The sequence below is a fragment of the Psychrobacter sp. CX97 genome, assembly GCF_057396285.1.
This window is the reverse complement of the sequence record NZ_JBXYJE010000017.1, coordinates 20,362-36,911: the sequence shown is the minus strand read 5'-3', so window position 1 is coordinate 36,911 and position 16,550 is coordinate 20,362. Positions and strand designations below refer to the sequence as shown.

The following is a 16,550-nucleotide window of genomic DNA, read 5'->3' as shown; positions in this document are numbered from 1 at the left end:
TCATGAGTACATTCATTATTACAATCATGAGCGTATTCAGCTTAAACTTAAAGGACTGAGTCCTGTGAAGTACAGAATTCAGTCCTTGAGATAGACTTAAACCGTCCAACTTTTGGGGGTCAGTTCAATATCGAATTAGGACTTTTATAGAATTTGGCTCCCTAACCTGGGCTCGAACCAGGGACACACGGATTAACAGTCCGATGCTCTACCAACTGAGCTATTAGGGAATAACTTGAGAGATATACTGATTTAATCAGTGACGTCTCATCTAAGTGGAGGCTATTCTAGCCAAGCTTAGAGTAGGTGTCAACCCCTACGCTAATAAATATTACCATTTAAGCTGTTTTATCAGTTATTGGGGTTAATGGTGGTGTGCGGTGCACTCCTATTAGCCATATTATTGTTGCTATTACTGGTATAGCTTGAGGTACTGTCTTCTGCTTTATCGATTGCCTTTTCTATTCGATTGTGAACCACATCGGGCAATTCTAATTCATGTAAGCTAGCACTGGCAGGGTTTGTATTAACAGAGGCTTTATTTGAAGCGGGTCTAGGTGTGCTGTGATTATCAGTATTCTTACCCTTCATAGGCGAGTCTTCAACAGGTTTAAATTGAGAGTCTACCAGTGTGCGAGTTAACGCATTAATATCTCCTCCACCAGATAGTCCAAGCTCACCTAGCAGGTGATCAATAAGCGGCGCTTGGCTACGATAGCGGAGGGCAGAGCTAACCACTTCATCAGCCAAAGAGCCACTGTTTGAACTGCTGTTGGTAAGATTGACACCTGAATCAGAACCGCCCATCATACCGCCCACTTGCAATATCTTAATACCATCAATGTTTTCGATAGGCTTAACAGATTCAGCAATGATGGAAGGCAGGCGTTCAAGTAAGGCTAAGCGTACTTGCATATCTATTTGATCTGGAGATAGGGTATTGGCAGCATTATTGATTGCTTCATTGCCTTCCGCCTCTACTCGATATTGCTCGGCTTTGGCCTTAGCAATTACCAGCTGTGCATCAGCCTCACCTTGTGCAATTAAGCGTTGTTTATCTGCTTGAGCTTGCGCTTCAATGCGAACAGCTTCAGCCCGATCAGTAGCAGCAATTTTATCAGCCTGCGCCGCTACTTTAATATCAATGGCGTCTTTTTCAGCATCTTCAGAAGCTTTAATCAGCTGTACTGCCTTAGCACGTTCAGCAATTTCACGTTCTCTAACTGTCGTAACGTTCTCAGCTTCTTGTACTGCTAGGGCACGGGCTTTATCTGCTTCAGCTTTCGCGACAGATTCTGAACGAGATTTTTCAGCTACCGCAATTTGACGTTCTTGTTCAGCAAGTTCAATAGCTTTTTGACGTTCTATATTGGCCTGCTCTAAGGCTTGCTCTTTAATAATGTCTTGGTTTTTGATATCACGCTCTGCATTAATGCGTTTAAGGTCAATCTCACGCTGAGCAGCAATTTTAGCTTCTTCGGCTTCACGCTGTTTCATGCTTTCTTCGGTAGCAATATTTGAAGATTGCTCCGCGCGACGAATGGATATCTCACGCTCTTGTTCAAGTTTTGCATATTCTTCTTCACGAACGATATCAATACGGCTACGCTCAGCTTCTAAATTTTTGGTTTTTATTGCCAAATCGGTTTCTTGTTCAATATCGTTACGTAGCTTTAAACGGTCTTGAATGGTTTTGGTTAGGCGAGTCATACCTTCAGCATCAAAAGCATTTTGGGGATTAAAATATTCAAATTTAGTTTGATCTAGACCGGTAAGCGACACGGTTTCTAGCTCCAACCCGTTCTTTGACAAATCTTCTGACACTGCGCGCTGAACACGCTGAACAAAGTCGACACGTTTTTCATGCAGTTCTTCCATTTGCATTTCGGCAGCGACGGCTCGAAGTGCGTCGACAAACTTACCCTCTACTAAGTTTTTAAGCTCATCAGGCGCCATTGTTTTCATACCTAATGTTTGTGCAGCAGTGGCGATAGATTCTTTGAGGGGACTAACACGCACATAAAACTCAGCCTTGACATCTACCCGCATACGGTCTTTGGTAATCAATGCCTCTTCATTGGCACGGCGAACCTCAAGGCGTAGGGTATTCATATTGACAGGGATAACTTCATGCAGTACAGGCAGTACAAATGCACCTCCATTTAATATAACGCGCTCACCACCCATACCTGTACGTACGAATGACACCTCTTTACTCGCGCGTGTATACAGTCGGGTTAAAATAAAACCAATGAGCAGTAATAAAACAAAAATAACACCAGCAATAATGGCGTATGTGATTAAACCTGACATATAGAATCCTTTTTAAATAAGTATTTGAAGTTTTTATAGTTATTAACTTTTATTGAAGGCAAGACCAATTAAGCGTTATATTTATTAAGGCAAACGTAACTAAGGGCATTAGTAGTTCAGGACAGTAGTGTTTAAAATAATGCCTATAAGATAAAAGCAATAAATGGAGTAATAAAGTATAGACATCTATAAATGTAGTGTATTTAATTAGATTTAGACTTTTTTTACTAAATAACGTTCGCCAACTTTTTGGGTAATGATTAAGGTATCTTCTGCATAGATCTTGCTTAACTCACTGATATTAGGGATAGACAAATGGGACGGATCTGATACTGATAGTAACGCTGTCTTATCATGGATATATTTAGGGTCTGGTTCTACCATGATATAGTGAGTCTGACCATGCTTGTCTACTGTTTTGGCTTGAGCAGGACTGCCAATAGTAGCGTGACCAATTAATATATTAGCAGGACGCCCTACTAATGACTTACCACTAACAGCAGTGGTTTCATCTTTAGGAAGTATAGGATAAAGAAGTGCAGCTAAAATTTTAAGTACAGGGATACTAATCACTACAGCATCAAGACTGGCAAGCCAAGGGGAGAGATAATGACCTAAAGTTAATAACGACACTTGCTGCAATAGAATACCAGTGATACAAAAGCTACCCATAAATAAAATGAGTAGAATCATAGTAGGGATGCGGCCAACATACAGCCAATCTAAAGCTTTTAATCCCAAACTTATATCACTGTTAAAATCTATATCAACATCTGTATCAAAGTCTGCCTCTAGCAGTGAATCGGGCACGAGATTGTCTAAAAAACCGCTTAACCCCCCAAAAAAGAAGCCAAGCATTTCAACGATGAGCAATATGAGTAAAACGAGTCCGGATACAATAAAAGGTGCAAAAGCAGGGGAGTCAAAAAGTGGCCACATGAGGTATCTAATAAAATTGTGTAAGGTAGACTATAAAAGACTTATTATTTAAAGAATATTAACTTGAATATGGATATTATAAAAGTATTAATTAATTATAAGAGATCGAGGTAATAGTAGTTTAGCTTAAATTTTATACGATAAGGAAATAATTTACAGACACATTTAACTGAGGGTTTAAATGAACCCCCTTGTTTTGGGCACAAAAAATTTTGGGCATAAAAAAAAGCCCTTATCATCAGATAAGGGCTTTGGCATACGCCATAAACGGGACATAAATCTTTGACTAGCTAAAAAACTATCTAGAATTTGGCTCCCTAACCTGGGCTCGAACCAGGGACACACGGATTAACAGTCCGATGCTCTACCAACTGAGCTATTAGGGAATAACTAATTTAACGCGACAATGAATGTACTGATTACGTTAAGTGGGGCGTATTCTAGCAGATACAGTTATTCAGTCAAGCTTTTTTTAACAAATTTATCTATTTCCTGTAAGAGATATTTCCTGTAAATTTATTCATGTTCTTAAACGACTTAGCATAGTCAATATATCAATAGATATCCTACATTTAACCAATAAGGGTAAAGGATAGGCTTATGGTAATTTAAATACTGTAAATTAAAATCGCAATTTTTACACTCTAAATCATAGATTAATTACAGCCTAGCTTATTAAGCTTCAACCGTTCAAAAGAAATAAAACATAGATTTACTCAATTAAGTATAATAACCATATTAAGTATTTAAAGCGTGTTAAGTACTCGCAAATAGTTAATTTAAATGCCATGTTCGAATGTTTACCCGCCCTATAAAAATGTTATTTGACTTAGCAATAGAATTAAGGATTACTATGCCACAACGCAATACCACGTCTACAGCCAAAAAAGCGCCAGTACAACATGAGCTTTATATGTCAATTTTAATGACACCCGACATGGCCAATTTTACCGGTAATGTTCATGGTGGCGATTTACTTAAGATGTTAGATCAGGTGGCATATGCATGTGCGACAAGATATAGCGGGAATTATGTGGTTACTTTATCGGTCGATCAGGTTATGTTTTTAGAACCGATTTATGTCGGTGAGTTGGTAACCTTCGCCGCTACTGTAAATTATGTGGGTAAGACTTCGATGGAGGTTGGAATAAGAGTTGAAGCAGAAAATATTCAACAGCGAACGGTTCGCCATACAAACAGCTGCTATTTCACAATGGTGGCCGTAGATAAAAATGGTAAGCCAACCGAAGTTCCGAAGCTTAATATTAAGACACCATTACAAGAATGCCGATTTGAAGCAGCCATTGAACGGAAGCAGTTACGTAAAATTCAGGCTAAACGTCCAAGCTGTGATATTGATACTATAAAAGATAAATAAAGTAAAAATAGAATGAACGCTTTCTACATATAATAACGTTAAAAGGCATAAAAAATGAAAATCTTACAAAATACAGTGTTAGCTTTTATCATGGGTATTGGAGTCGTGTCGTTACCCGCTTATGCTAATACCCCAACGGATACTTCTTTAACCAAGCTCATGACAGTTATGCAGATAGATAAAATGATGACTGAAATGCTGGGCGATGGAAGCAACATGATGCCAATGTTGACTGAATCTATGATAAAGAATGACTCATTAGATGGTTTGACTGAGTACCAACGAGAACAAACCACTAAAATTATTGCTAAATATACCCAAATGTTAGTTAATCAAAGTAGTAAAGAATTAACCAAAATTACTAGAGATAGTTTTGTAAAAGCTGCAAAAAATTACTATACCCAAGAAGAGGTGGATGCTCAAATAGACTTTTATTCCAGCCCGATTGGTCAGAGTATTATGAACAAACAATCAAAACTAATGCAAGACTATATGATGGATTCAATGCCAAAAGCCATGCAAACTTTGGAAAATAGCATGGATGCTATACTACCTAAAATGATTAAAGAGCTTGAGGCATTAGAAGCAGAGTCGTAGTAAGAGATTAATAATACTATTAAATAAAAAGCTATAAGAATTAAATAAAAAGCTAAAAGAGGCAGTACTAAAAGAGGTAGTAGGGTATTTAACTACCTCTCTATTAGTCAAATTAAGCGTACAGATTAAAGATTCTGTTTGGGCTTTGGTACCGCCATCAAAAATTCATTGCGTGCTTGAGCATCCGTTTGAAACACACCCAGCATAGAGGTGGTACGAGTGCTAGATTGTTGTTTATTAACCCCGCGCATCATCATGCACATATGAGCAGCATCCATGACCACAGCCACACCTCGGCAACCCGTGACTTGTTCAATGGCTTCGGCGACTTGTTTGGTCAGGTTTTCCTGAATTTGTAAGCGGCGGGCGTACATATCAATAATACGGGCTACTTTTGACAGACCGAGTACTTTGCCATCAGGAAGATAGGCGACGTGTGCCACACCATAAAAGGGTAGTATGTGGTGCTCACAGAGTGAGTAAAACTCAATATTTTGCACCATAACCATCTCACGGTTATCCGTAGGGAAAACAGCATTGTTGGTTACTTCTTCAAGTGTTTCGTGATAGCCTTTGGTTAGATAATTAAAAGCTTTGGCTGCTCGAACTGGCGTATCCAATAAGCCAGGACGGCGCATATTCTCGCCCGTAGACTCGATCAGAGTAAAGTAATTATCAGCGTTTGGAACTTTTATAGAGTTTAAATTAGACATGGTTTCAAATGGCAAAATTAAAAATATGCTATAGCTTAACTTCTTAAACTAAATTGTAAAGTACTTTGTAAAAAAAGATGTTAGTATTTGCTTATTCAGTGTACACTTGTTACAAACTGGGTGGAAACAATGCTTAATTTCTAGTTTCTATCTTTAGTTTCTCTACTATGGTTATTATCCATTTTTTATCTCTAAAAGTTAACAGATACGGAAGCAGGAGCGAGGATGTTATTACAAGGTAAACGTTTTGTGGTTACTGGGATTGCCAGTAAATTATCAATTGCTTGGTCAATTGCTGAGGCGCTACAGAGAGAAGGCGCATCGCTGATTTTGACCTATCCTAATGATAAAATGAAAAAGCGTGTAGAAAAAGCAGCCGAGCAGTTTAATGCGGATATGGTGTTGTCTTGTGATGTGGCATCTGATGATGAGATTAATGCTTGTTTTGCCGAGGTTGCTAAGCATTGGCCTGATGGTATAGATGGTGTGGTACATGCAATTGGCTTTGCTCCGGGAGACCAATTAGATGGCGACTTTACTGAAGTCACTACGCGAGAGGGTAGTGCGATCGCGCATGATATCTCTGCTTATAGCTTTGTTGCTTTAGCTAAGGCGTCGCGTTCGTTATTAGCACAGCGTCATGGCTCACTACTGACATTGACCTACGAGGGCAGTGTTTCAGTCTTACCAAACTATAATGTTATGGGGATGGCAAAAGCTAGTCTTGAGGCTTCTGTGCGCTATTTAGCAGCATCACTGGGTGGTGAGGGTATTCGTGTTAATGCGATTTCTGCCGGGCCGATTCGTACACTAGCAGCAAGCGGTATTAAATCGTTCCGTAAGCTACTTGATGTGAATGCGAAAATTGCGCCACTACAACGTAACGTCAGCCAAATGGAAGTGGGTAATGCCGCTTTATTCTTATTGTCGCCTTGGGCATCTGGCATTACTGGCGAGATACTCTTTGTCGATGGTGGTTTTAATACTGTAGCCATTAGCGAGCAATTGCTCATAGAGGAAAGCGAATAAGTTTTTTGGGATAACCCCAGTGGTTATACTTTAAGTTTAATAAGTGGATTACCATAAAAATCAAAAAAAAGACGTTGCTTAAGCAACGTCTTTTTTTTGATTTTTTTAGTTTGTATAATAGCTATTTCATAGAAAGCATGCTATTCAAAGTCATCTTCATCATCGTCATGCTTTTCATGTTCATGCAGACCTTTCATCATCTCGAGCGGAGAATCATCTGTACGTTGCTGATCTTTTTCATCTAAATGGTCTTGATTAATGTCATTACGAGCCATTTTAGTCGTTTTGCAAGGTTGATTAGGCATTTTAAATCTCCATTTCCATTAAAGTCGATGCGTATCCTAAATCGACAGAACACCCTTATTATAAAACGAAAATCATAAACTTGTGTTTACAAATGTAAACTTAGAAAACTTTAATGTTAGCATTCAACTATAAGCAGGTAGAGTAGGTACTTAATTTAAGCAATAACTTGATTTATAAAGTTTACCTTTTACGGTGTTAAAAACGGCTTTATTTATATGCAATGCTGTTTAATACCTTACTTTTATCGTCATAATGACACTTAGGATTCGCTCTAATACTGCGTAGAAGATTTAGTTGTTACTAATTGATATAGATCCTTTAATAATCTAGCCAAACCCAACCATTTTCTAGCCACGTCATGATGGTTTGCGTATTAATTAGTGTATCAGTATCTACAAATATATCTTGAGCCGTTAGAGAGTTGCCATCGGCAAGACATTTTAACAATTGCATTTCACACTCGTCGATATTATCCAGATGTTGACCATTTGCATAAACAGCTAAACCCTGATTGCATTCAGTATAAATCAATCGACTGCTATAATCAGGATGTAAACTAGCCCCATTCGCTAATGCCAGTTCCAGCTCATGACTATCGATGGTTTCTTCTGGAATGAGTAGGTCATATTGACGCTTGCTAACCACCTCACTAACCGCTTGTTTAATAAGACTATCGCCCTGTTCAGATTTCAACATACCTAATAGTTGGGCTTTTATTTGTTCAATGCTTGATTCATCAAGCTTACCTGAGGGCTGAATACCTTGCTCAAGGTTTAAAGGTATAAATAAGTTTTCCTCAGAGGTTGACAGATCAGCAACGCTATCCAGAATTTGCATTAGATTAGGACGGCGAAAGCCAAAAGAAAAGGTTAGGCAGTCATCCTCAGCAACACCATAATGGGCAAGTTTTGGGGGTACATATAGGACATCACCAGGTGCTAACACCTCATCAAAAATAATATCTCCCATATCATCAAAAATTCGAATGGGTTGGTTTTGAATAAACTCAGTAGTGGCATCGCAAAACTTACCCAGTTGCCAGCGGCGTCGACCATAACCCTGTGCTAAAAAAACATCATAGTCATCATAATGCTTACCAACTGAGCCACCTTTTGGTGCATATGACACCATAATATCGTCTCTTTGCCATTGCGGAATAAAGTTGAAGGCATTCCATAACTGCCCAAGCTCAGGTGACCATTGCTCAAGGTTCTGAACCAGCACGGTCCATTTTTCTGTTAATTCAGAAAAGATATCTTCACTCAAAGGGCTTTGGGTCACTCTCCAAATATATTCAGAGTCTTTTTTCGGTAAGCTTTGAGGCACTTTGCTTTGAGTAATAAGGCGAGCGGTGGTATCTTCCTCTAAAGCAAGGCCTAAAATATCTTCGGGTTCAAACATACCGGCAAGCTGCGGTAAACCCTGCTTGATGAGCAGAGGTTTCTTTTGCCAATATTCTGCTAAAAACTGATCGGCACTTAAGTCATTTGGTAAGCAAAAATTCATAAGTTATCGCTTTAATTGAGATTAATGATTGATTATACACCGCAATGTCATGAATATGAATTTGTCTGAATTAACACTATAGGAGAGTATAAGAAAGCGAGGACATCGCTGCCTAACGGAAGCAGCAACACTATGATATATATTTATGGTATGGAGTCTGATTATTGAGAAAGCTGATCATATGGCTATCTTATATATAGGAACAGCTAGGGCTTGTGAGTAGAGGTTAATTCCACAGTTGAGGGTTCTTGCGGTTCTATAGGAGATATTGAGGTGTTTAGACCTCCATTACTTTTGTTATGATAGTGTCCAAACTCATAATTAATTTTATTATCTCTAATCTCGCCGATAAATAATCGATGGATATTAGCATGCAAGTATTTCCAACCAGTTTTAAAGTAGCCGTCTTGTTTTAGCCGTCTTGGATCAAATGAAAATGTAATAGGTAACATTCTAAATTTGGTAACTTTGCTGGCTCTGTTAACATAGTCACAGTCTTCGCACAACGTAATGGTTTCATCAAACCCATTGATGGCTTTATGAATGGTCTTAGTGGAAAACATACAGGCGCCAATAGCGGTAGGAAATAAGAATTGAGTGATATAAATACCGGCATTGAAAACTTTATAGCCTAAAAAAAAATGTTTGGGTAAGCCCTTCGCTGATAGATAAACAGCGGCGACTTCAAGCTTTTGGTTATCAAGATAATCGAGTGCATGGGCGATAAAATGAGCAGGCAAGCGAACGTCAGCATCTAAAAAAAGCAATCGTTCGTAATTAGCGAGGTTAGCTCCCGTATTACGACCTAAACAAACCCCTCTTTTTTGCATTTTATAGATGGTTAGGTTAGATAGGCTACTGCTATAACGCTGAGCAATATCGCAGGTGCCATCTTCACTATTGGAGTCGACTAAAATCACTTCAAAATTCTGATGTGATTGCTGACACAAATCAGAAAGCAAATTCCCAATACGTTCAGCTTCATTCAAGGTAATGATTATAATACTAATGGGAGTCATGGCACATTCCTATAGTCGAAAATAGCTACCGTAACCCCATGATACTTATTAATTGTGTCGATTTGATTATACGGTGTCATTTGATGAGACCGTTTTGCGTCTGTGTTATAGTCACTGAGTAAAATATGATATGTGGCAGTAAAATACTGACTTGAACAGACTCTAGTTCTCAAGTTAGTGAATTTTTAGAATAAAATGAGACAATACGAGGCAGCATTACGTTAAAAGCTCGGGTTAAATAGTCATTCTATTTAATCCGAATTTTAACGAAGTACGAGCTTATTTTAGGCGAAAATAGCAAATTGTAGGTTGTGAATATAGGCTCTTATTTCGTCGAACAAGTTGTTCAATAAGTTGTTAGTCTAAAATGTAAATGTGATACTATTTGCGTATGTTTAGTTTTTGTAGAACAGATAAGTTTCAACCTCATTTAATATGGGCAGCGCTATTTTTCCGAGATATTGCCAATTTTTCTGACTTAACATTTTCGTTAGCAGTAATATCAGTGTGAATGACCAAAAAACCGCGTATTACCAAAATAGTTTTGGTCAGTGTTACGATTGAATGTTCAACAGCCATAATCTACGCACTTTAAATTCAAAAGCCTTAGCTCTAAAAGGCTTATATTAAAAGGCTTGTATTGAAAGGCTATAAATTATTAATTAAGAGACGATATATAAAATGAATTCAAATTACCCTATAAAATCTATTAAACAAATCTCATTCTTAGTATTAATAGCCAGTACATTATTAATGCAAGGTTGTGTGCATAAAATTGTGACAGTACCTGCTAAAGTCGCTTATAAAACAACCAAAGGTGTGGTAAAAGGCACAGTTGCAGTTGGTAAGGCAATTATTCCTGGCAACAGTGACGATGAAGATGATAATAATAAGAAGTAATAACCGTTTGGTTTAATGTTCAAAAAGCGCTTACTAAAGTTTAGTAAGCGCTTTTTATTATGTGAGAATAGGTTGTCTATAGCTTGTTAATCCACTCGTCAATAGCAAGTGCTTGCTCGACTGCATTACCAATATAGGTTGCCGGTGTCAGCTCACGTAGGCGTTTTTTGTCTACATCGCTGACATTACCAAGCTCATCGCTATCGACAAACTCAAGCATGGCTTCACGAGTCATCGCTTGACCTCGGGTCAGCGCCTTAAGTTTTTCGTATGGGTTTTCAACACGGTAACGACGCATAACTGTTTGAATGGGTTCTGCCAAGACCTCTTGGGCGTTATCAAGGTCACTATCTAGCTTTTCAGGGTTTACTTCAAGTTTATTAATACCTTTTAAACAGGCATCATAGGCAATAATGCTTTGAGCAAGCCCCACACCTATATTGCGCAACACTGTTGAGTCGGATAAATCTCGCTGCATACGAGAAATCGGTAGTTTTTCACCTAAGTGAGCTAACATCGCATTGGCAACCCCTAGATTACCCTCCGAATTTTCGAAGTCTATTGGGTTTACTTTATGTGGCATAGTAGAAGAGCCGACTTCGCCTTCTTTCAATTTTTGTTTGAAATAGCCCAAACTGATGTACTGCCAAATGTCACGATTGAAATCAATCAATATCGTATTAAAGCGGCGTACAGCATCAAATAATTCTGCTATATAATCATGAGGCTCAATTTGAGTGGTATATGGGTTAAATGTCAGCCCCAGCCGTTGAGTAATAAATTGTTGGGCATGAGCTACCCAATCAACTTCGGGGTAAGCAGAGAGGTGGGCATTGTAATTACCAACAGCGCCGTTTATCTTCCCTAAAAGCTCAACGTGTTCAACTTGCTTAATTTGGCGGGCTAGACGATAAGCCACATTCGCCATTTCTTTTCCCAGTGTCGTTGGGCTTGCAGTTTGCCCGTGGGTGCGTGACAGCATTGGCTGATTGGCATGAGCTTTTGCTAAAGCAACTGTAGCATCTGTAACGGCTTGTAATTTAGCGACTAGGACTTCACGGCTATCTTTTAACATAATGGCATAAGACAGGTTGTTAATGTCCTCAGAAGTACAAGCGAAGTGGATAAACTCTAAGCTGTCTTCAAGTTGGGTATTGCCACGAAACTTATCTTTAATAAAGTATTCGACTGCTTTTACATCATGGTTGGTTGTTTTTTCAATATCTTTAATCGCTTGCGCGTCTGCTTCACTAAAATTCTTAACGATGTTATCTAAAAATGCGTTGGTTTTTGCATCGAAATTATTAAGTTCGGCAATGGCCTTATTTTCGGCTAAAGACTGAAGCCAGCGAATCTCTACCGTAACCCTTGCTTTTATTAAGCCAAATTCTGACAAGTGAGTACGAAGTGAATCCGCTTTGCTCGCATAGCGGCCATCGATGGGGGAAAGAGCAGTTAAAGCAGATAAAGAGAGTGACATAAATATCCTTCAAGGTTTATGATAAGTTTAAAATAGGCGTTAATGAATCTATGTGTTAATTATAACAAGAAAGTGACTCGGGTAATGGTAATCGATGGATTAACTTTGCCTATAAATATTGGGGCTGAAGTAGACAAGGATTAAATATCACACCATTTTCTCAGAATTTTAAGCTGATTAGATGGTGACCCATAGTTAAATCTAAACTCACACTCTTTTAAAAACAAGTGGAAGTTCTTTTTATCTATTCCATTATATTGTCTAAGAATACGTTTAGATTGGTTCCAGAAGTTCTCAATGCCGTTGATGTGGTTACGACCTTGAGCAAACTCTTTAGAATGATTTACTCTAAAATGCTTAAATTCGCTCACATCCAAGGCGTTATAACTACGATAGTTATGGGTATAAACAAAGCTGTCAGGCTTTATTTTACGCTTAATAACAGGCATTAGATATCATCTACAACAACGGTATAAACCTTACCGTTTCGTTTTAAAATGCCAAATACGGCGGTCTTACCAGCAGCGCCTCAACCTCTTTTACCTTTACGTACACCACCGAAGTAACTTTCATCTAATTCGACTTCACCATCAAAGACGTCATCTGCTTCAAGAGATAAATAATACTCAATAACGAGTCTTATTTTATGGTAAAAAAGTGCCGCTGTATTGGGTTGAATACCTAGCAAATCAGCTGCTGTTCGAGCCGTTACTTCAGCGGTAAAAAACTCAAGTAGCCTTAACTGTACTTTTTTACTTAATTTACAACGGGTTAGCTTCATTTTAGTAGTCTAGCATAGTGCTTATCTACTTCAGCCCCTCTTTTTAAATACTTTTGTACTTTTTAGGAAAATCGCTGTAGTCCTTTTACAGCAAGGGATTTCAGCGAAAAAATAACAATACTAGGAAGTTTAGGGGGTATTATGGGAAAATTATTGATATTGTTCCTATAATACCCTATATTATTCCATATATGCGTATATCCGATGACAGGTAGAGAGCTATGAGTAATCCGTTTCTTGATGGTTTTAGAGAAAAAATAGAGGCTTTGGAATACACAGACCCATTGCAGAAAGCAAATTTTGATTTACTGCAACTTATCAGTGAAGCGATGATTGGCAAAGTTTCAGGTCAAGAATATGAACTTAGAATGTTGGAGGTTAAAACAAGGATAGCCATTCTAGAGCGTCAGGAAGCTCAAGAAGTCAAAAACAAAGAAGTATTACCCACCTCACCTATTATCGATAAACAAGATGTTAAGCCAGCTGATAAGCCAATATCTAAGATTTACGGAGATAAATGGTTTGTTATACAAAACCGCTTATTAAACGCCATTACTGACTTAGATTTGAATGAAAGGCGGTTAATCATGTTTCTATCACCTTTGGTACGCAAAGCTGTCGATATTAATCCAAACCAACGTACATTTGTCGTCAGGGTAAAGGACTTTTTGATGGAGTATGATATTAAAAGCGGTAAGTACTACGATGAATTGGCAAATATTTGTAGCTCACTGACGAACAAAAGCTATCAATTTTGGGATTTCTATCAAAATCAATCTGTTAGATCAAGGATACAAGTTAGCTGGCTAACTAAAGCAGTTTATCAAGACAAACAAGGGGAGGTTCATGTTGATTTGCATAACGATGTTGTAGAAATGCTAACTGTTTTTGATAAAGAAGATCCGTTCACTAAGTACGAACGTCGGATGATAGTTGATTTAGGCAGTTACGGTATTGTTTTGTTTGAGCTAATCGCCAGTTGTATGCACCAACAGTACAAGCAGAAGGCTTATACCGTTGAGTATCTGCGAGCAAAGTTTAATTGTGTTGATAGTTATCCAGTCCTAACGGATTTTAAGCGATATGTCATTGATAAAGCCATCAAAGACATAGAAACGCATACCCCCTACCGTATTAACTACACGCAAAATAAAAAGGGGCGAGTTATCCATGAGCTAGTTTTTAGTTTTGAGGATATAAGAGATAAAGCGGTTAAGAATGACAAGAAAAAAGCGATTGAGCGTGACCCTGATACAGCTGATATGTTTACCCCAATCAAAATGACAGACAAGCAACGCCTATTTTTCGCTAACAAATTATCGAAACTACATGAACTGTCGCATTTAGCCGTTGGGCAAGCCAAACTGAGCTATCCTGCATTTGCTGAGCAGATAGCGAACGAACTGCTAGACCCTGAAAAACAAGCCATCTACCAGCCATATCTTGAAAAAGTGGGGTTTTTAGAGCAGTAAACGCCACTTAAACTTGAAAAACTATTGTATTCTGTTCTCACGAAACAGTATTACAGATTCTCTTAATAGTTTTTGTGTATCTTTGATGTTTGTATAATGAGAGTTGGTATTTCGTTTTTGTGGGTCATCATTGGATAAAATTAATAAAACTCGACCTTGTAAGTTGGGGTCATTGTTCGTATGCCACATTTGTTCAAATTGCTTTCGGCTCAATACTCGATTACCCCAGCTAGAATCTGCAAGATAAACCCTATCGTTATCAATGGCACGCACAACACTAAAATGGTCGCTACGCTTATGGTTAAGATAGACAATGGCTGGAATGGTAAGTTTTGATAAGGTATCATAATTGGTGGTTATACCTTTGGCGGTAAAACCATATTCTTGGCTAACAGTTGCTAAATCACTAAAAGAAGCCATCACATCAGATAATGCCATGTCATCGAGTATTTGGATTTCAGAAGTCGGTTTTTGATAAAAATAGGTTAGGATAATTGCTAATGATGATGCTCCGCAAGAGTAGTCTAAGTCTTGCTTAACCACGCCCATGTCTTTTTTTTCTTTCCATGATTGTAAGGTGATGTCGCTTGTATTGGATGTTTGGGAGTTTAGGGCGAAGGGGGTGGCATGGGCTGGAGCACAAAAGACTATTAAAACCAGAGTAGTTAAATAAAGACATATCATTATTATTTTATTAAGTTTCGCGTATTTTAAAATAAATTTTTTATAAATAATTGGGGGTAGAGTGTTATTAGCTTGTTTAATCAGAATTAAGCAAAAAGTCTATCATTTGTTCTATTTCATTAGTTCTACCAATAGGTTCATCTGTTTCCGAATCAAACTCTAAATAGTTGGACAAAAAATCATTAATCAATAACAACCTTTCTTCAGAGGAGGCAGAGTTAGCAACTATTTTTTCCCTTAAGATGAATAAAGCAAAATTTTCTAAAGAAGAGTATGGAGTTTTATTAATTTTTTCAGATATTAAATCAACTAATTGACTTTTACCCATCTGAATCTCCTAAAAACTATAGCTAAAATTAAAGTGTGTGGATACAATAAAAAAATTAGAGGCTGTAGTAGATAAGCACTATGTTAGACTACTGCAATGAAGCTAACCCTTTGTAAATTAAGTAAAAAAGTACAGTTAAGACTACTTGAGTTTTTTACCGCTGAAGTAACGGCTCGAACAGCAGCTGATCTTTTAGGGATTCAGGCAAATACAGCAGCACTTTTCTATCATAAAGTAAGACTCGTTATTGAGTATTACTTATCACTTGAAACAGATGACGTCTTTGACGGCGAAGTCGAATTAGACGAAAGCGACTTCGGTGGTGTACGTAAAGGCAAAAGAGGTCGAGATGCTGGTGGTAAAACTGCTGTATTTGGAATCTTAAAGCGTAATGGCAAAGTCTATACCATCATTGTTAAAGATACCAAACAGCAGACTTTAATGCCTGTTATTGCACGTAAAATAAAGCCTGATAGCTTTGTCTATACCGATAGCTATCGACGTTATAATGCACTTGATGTAAGCGATTTTAAGCATTTTAGAATAAACCATTGTAAAGAGTTTGCTCAAGGTGGTAATCACATCAACGGCATTGAAAACTTTTGGAATCAATCTAAACGCATACTTAGAAAATACAATGGAATCGATAAGAAAAACTTCCACTTTTTTTTAAAAGAATGCGAGTTTAGATTTAATTATGGTTCACCATCTAATCAACTTAAAACTTTGAGAAAATGGTGTGATATTTAATTCTTATCTACTACAGCCCCAAAATTAATATTGAGAATAAAGGCTTTAGAAAGATTTTACGACCAACTATAATTAGCTAGGTTAAAAGGCAGTATGTAGCTTAAAAGGCATAAATAGCTATATGGTATAAGGCTTTTTCGTAAAACCAACACCCACAAAAAAAACCCTAAGCAAATGAACGCTTAGGGCTGAAACTTTGTACTTACTTAAAAGGTAATTTAAGTTTTAAAATATGGCGCAGCGGACGGGACTCGAACCCGCGACCCCCGGCGTGACAGGCCGGTATTCTAACCAACTGAACTACCGCTGCTTAGGTCGTTTATAACTTTATTTAACCACTGAGTTGTTAAACTGT

17 protein-coding genes, 3 tRNA genes and 1 pseudogene are annotated in these 16,550 nt (G+C 37.9%); 7 read left to right on the top strand and 14 right to left on the bottom strand.

Annotation, left to right across the window (positions count from 1 at the left end; all coding sequences use genetic code 11):
• A partial coding sequence (locus AC2SLL_RS11575) for an IS3 family transposase (protein ID WP_486531810.1) occupies positions 1-94 on the top strand: 94 nt, incomplete at its 5' end.
• Between the two features lie 60 nt (positions 95-154).
• On the opposite strand, the gene AC2SLL_RS11570 is transcribed toward AC2SLL_RS11575, so the two are convergent.
• The 4 genes from AC2SLL_RS11570 to AC2SLL_RS11555 form a co-directional block, all read right to left on the bottom strand.
• Positions 155-230 (bottom strand) — tRNA-Asn (locus AC2SLL_RS11570).
• A gap of 121 nt (positions 231-351) precedes the next feature.
• The gene (locus AC2SLL_RS11565; protein ID WP_486531844.1) at positions 352-2,313 is read right to left on the bottom strand and encodes a flotillin family protein; all 1,962 of its coding nucleotides are present in this window, start codon (positions 2,311-2,313) and stop codon (positions 352-354) included.
• 213 nt (positions 2,314-2,526) lie between these two features.
• Positions 2,527-3,252 carry an OB-fold-containig protein gene (locus AC2SLL_RS11560; RefSeq protein ID WP_486531843.1) on the bottom strand — a complete coding sequence of 242 codons (726 nt, stop codon included), beginning with the start codon at positions 3,250-3,252 and terminating at the stop codon, positions 2,527-2,529.
• 310 nt (positions 3,253-3,562) lie between these two features.
• Positions 3,563-3,638, bottom strand: a tRNA-Asn gene (locus AC2SLL_RS11555).
• A 467-nt stretch (positions 3,639-4,105) separates the two neighbouring features.
• Between AC2SLL_RS11555 and AC2SLL_RS11550 the strand changes: the two genes are divergently transcribed.
• Entirely contained in the window at positions 4,106-4,630 is a 525-nt protein-coding gene (locus tag AC2SLL_RS11550) for an acyl-CoA thioesterase (protein WP_486531842.1), read from the top strand.
• Positions 4,631-4,684: 54 nt separating this feature from the next.
• Positions 4,685-5,227 (top strand): DUF2059 domain-containing protein, encoded by a 543-nt coding sequence (locus tag AC2SLL_RS11545; RefSeq protein WP_486531840.1) that lies wholly within the window; start codon positions 4,685-4,687, stop codon positions 5,225-5,227.
• A 125-nt stretch (positions 5,228-5,352) separates the two neighbouring features.
• Here AC2SLL_RS11545 and folE read toward each other — a convergent pair whose 3' ends face one another.
• Positions 5,353-5,940, bottom strand: coding sequence for a GTP cyclohydrolase I FolE (folE, locus tag AC2SLL_RS11540; protein WP_486531839.1), 588 nt, complete (start codon positions 5,938-5,940; stop codon positions 5,353-5,355).
• A 225-nt stretch (positions 5,941-6,165) separates the two neighbouring features.
• On the opposite strand from folE, the gene AC2SLL_RS11535 reads away from it, so the two are divergent.
• Positions 6,166-6,969 (top strand): enoyl-ACP reductase FabI, encoded by an 804-nt coding sequence (locus AC2SLL_RS11535; protein ID WP_486531837.1) that lies wholly within the window; start codon positions 6,166-6,168, stop codon positions 6,967-6,969.
• 140 nt (positions 6,970-7,109) lie between these two features.
• Here AC2SLL_RS11535 and AC2SLL_RS11530 read toward each other — a convergent pair whose 3' ends face one another.
• The 4 genes from AC2SLL_RS11530 to AC2SLL_RS11515 all read right to left on the bottom strand — a co-directional run bounded on the left by AC2SLL_RS11530 (position 7,110) and on the right by AC2SLL_RS11515 (position 10,379).
• On the bottom strand, positions 7,110-7,274 hold the full coding sequence (locus tag AC2SLL_RS11530; RefSeq protein ID WP_486531835.1) for a hypothetical protein: 165 nt from the start codon (positions 7,272-7,274) through the stop codon (positions 7,110-7,112).
• 319 nt (positions 7,275-7,593) lie between these two features.
• Positions 7,594-8,781: a JmjC domain-containing protein gene (locus AC2SLL_RS11525; protein ID WP_486531834.1), complete on the bottom strand. Its 1,188-nt coding sequence runs from the start codon at positions 8,779-8,781 to the stop codon at positions 7,594-7,596.
• Positions 8,782-8,987: 206 nt separating this feature from the next.
• Positions 8,988-9,800, bottom strand: coding sequence for a glycosyltransferase (locus AC2SLL_RS11520; protein WP_486531833.1), 813 nt, complete (start codon positions 9,798-9,800; stop codon positions 8,988-8,990).
• A gap of 426 nt (positions 9,801-10,226) precedes the next feature.
• Positions 10,227-10,379: a hypothetical protein gene (locus AC2SLL_RS11515; protein WP_486531832.1), complete on the bottom strand. Its 153-nt coding sequence runs from the start codon at positions 10,377-10,379 to the stop codon at positions 10,227-10,229.
• A 102-nt stretch (positions 10,380-10,481) separates the two neighbouring features.
• On the opposite strand from AC2SLL_RS11515, the gene AC2SLL_RS11510 reads away from it, so the two are divergent.
• Positions 10,482-10,700, top strand: coding sequence for an NF038104 family lipoprotein (locus AC2SLL_RS11510; protein WP_486531831.1), 219 nt, complete (start codon positions 10,482-10,484; stop codon positions 10,698-10,700).
• Between the two features lie 76 nt (positions 10,701-10,776).
• Here AC2SLL_RS11510 and purB read toward each other — a convergent pair whose 3' ends face one another.
• Both purB and AC2SLL_RS11500 read right to left on the bottom strand, forming a co-directional pair.
• Positions 10,777-12,180, bottom strand: a complete 1,404-nt coding sequence (purB, locus tag AC2SLL_RS11505; protein ID WP_486531830.1) for an adenylosuccinate lyase — start codon at positions 12,178-12,180, stop codon at positions 10,777-10,779.
• A 140-nt stretch (positions 12,181-12,320) separates the two neighbouring features.
• A pseudogene (locus tag AC2SLL_RS11500) lies at positions 12,321-12,961 on the bottom strand (IS1595 family transposase).
• 221 nt (positions 12,962-13,182) lie between these two features.
• Here AC2SLL_RS11500 and AC2SLL_RS11495 point away from each other — a divergent pair.
• Positions 13,183-14,433, top strand: coding sequence for a RepB family plasmid replication initiator protein (locus tag AC2SLL_RS11495; RefSeq protein ID WP_486531829.1), 1,251 nt, complete (start codon positions 13,183-13,185; stop codon positions 14,431-14,433).
• 21 nt (positions 14,434-14,454) lie between these two features.
• Here AC2SLL_RS11495 and AC2SLL_RS11490 read toward each other — a convergent pair whose 3' ends face one another.
• Positions 14,455-14,976: a C39 family peptidase gene (locus AC2SLL_RS11490; protein WP_486531828.1), complete on the bottom strand. Its 522-nt coding sequence runs from the start codon at positions 14,974-14,976 to the stop codon at positions 14,455-14,457.
• A 217-nt stretch (positions 14,977-15,193) separates the two neighbouring features.
• A complete protein-coding gene (locus AC2SLL_RS11485; protein ID WP_486531827.1) occupies positions 15,194-15,445 on the bottom strand; it encodes a hypothetical protein in 252 nt (83 codons plus the stop codon).
• Positions 15,446-15,541: 96 nt separating this feature from the next.
• On the opposite strand from AC2SLL_RS11485, the gene AC2SLL_RS11480 reads away from it, so the two are divergent.
• Entirely contained in the window at positions 15,542-16,195 is a 654-nt protein-coding gene (locus AC2SLL_RS11480) for an IS1595 family transposase (RefSeq protein WP_486531826.1), read from the top strand.
• Positions 16,196-16,428: 233 nt separating this feature from the next.
• Here the strand turns inward: AC2SLL_RS11480 and AC2SLL_RS11475 are convergent.
• A tRNA-Asp gene (locus AC2SLL_RS11475) sits at positions 16,429-16,505 on the bottom strand.
• Positions 16,506-16,550: the final 45 nt, after the last annotated feature.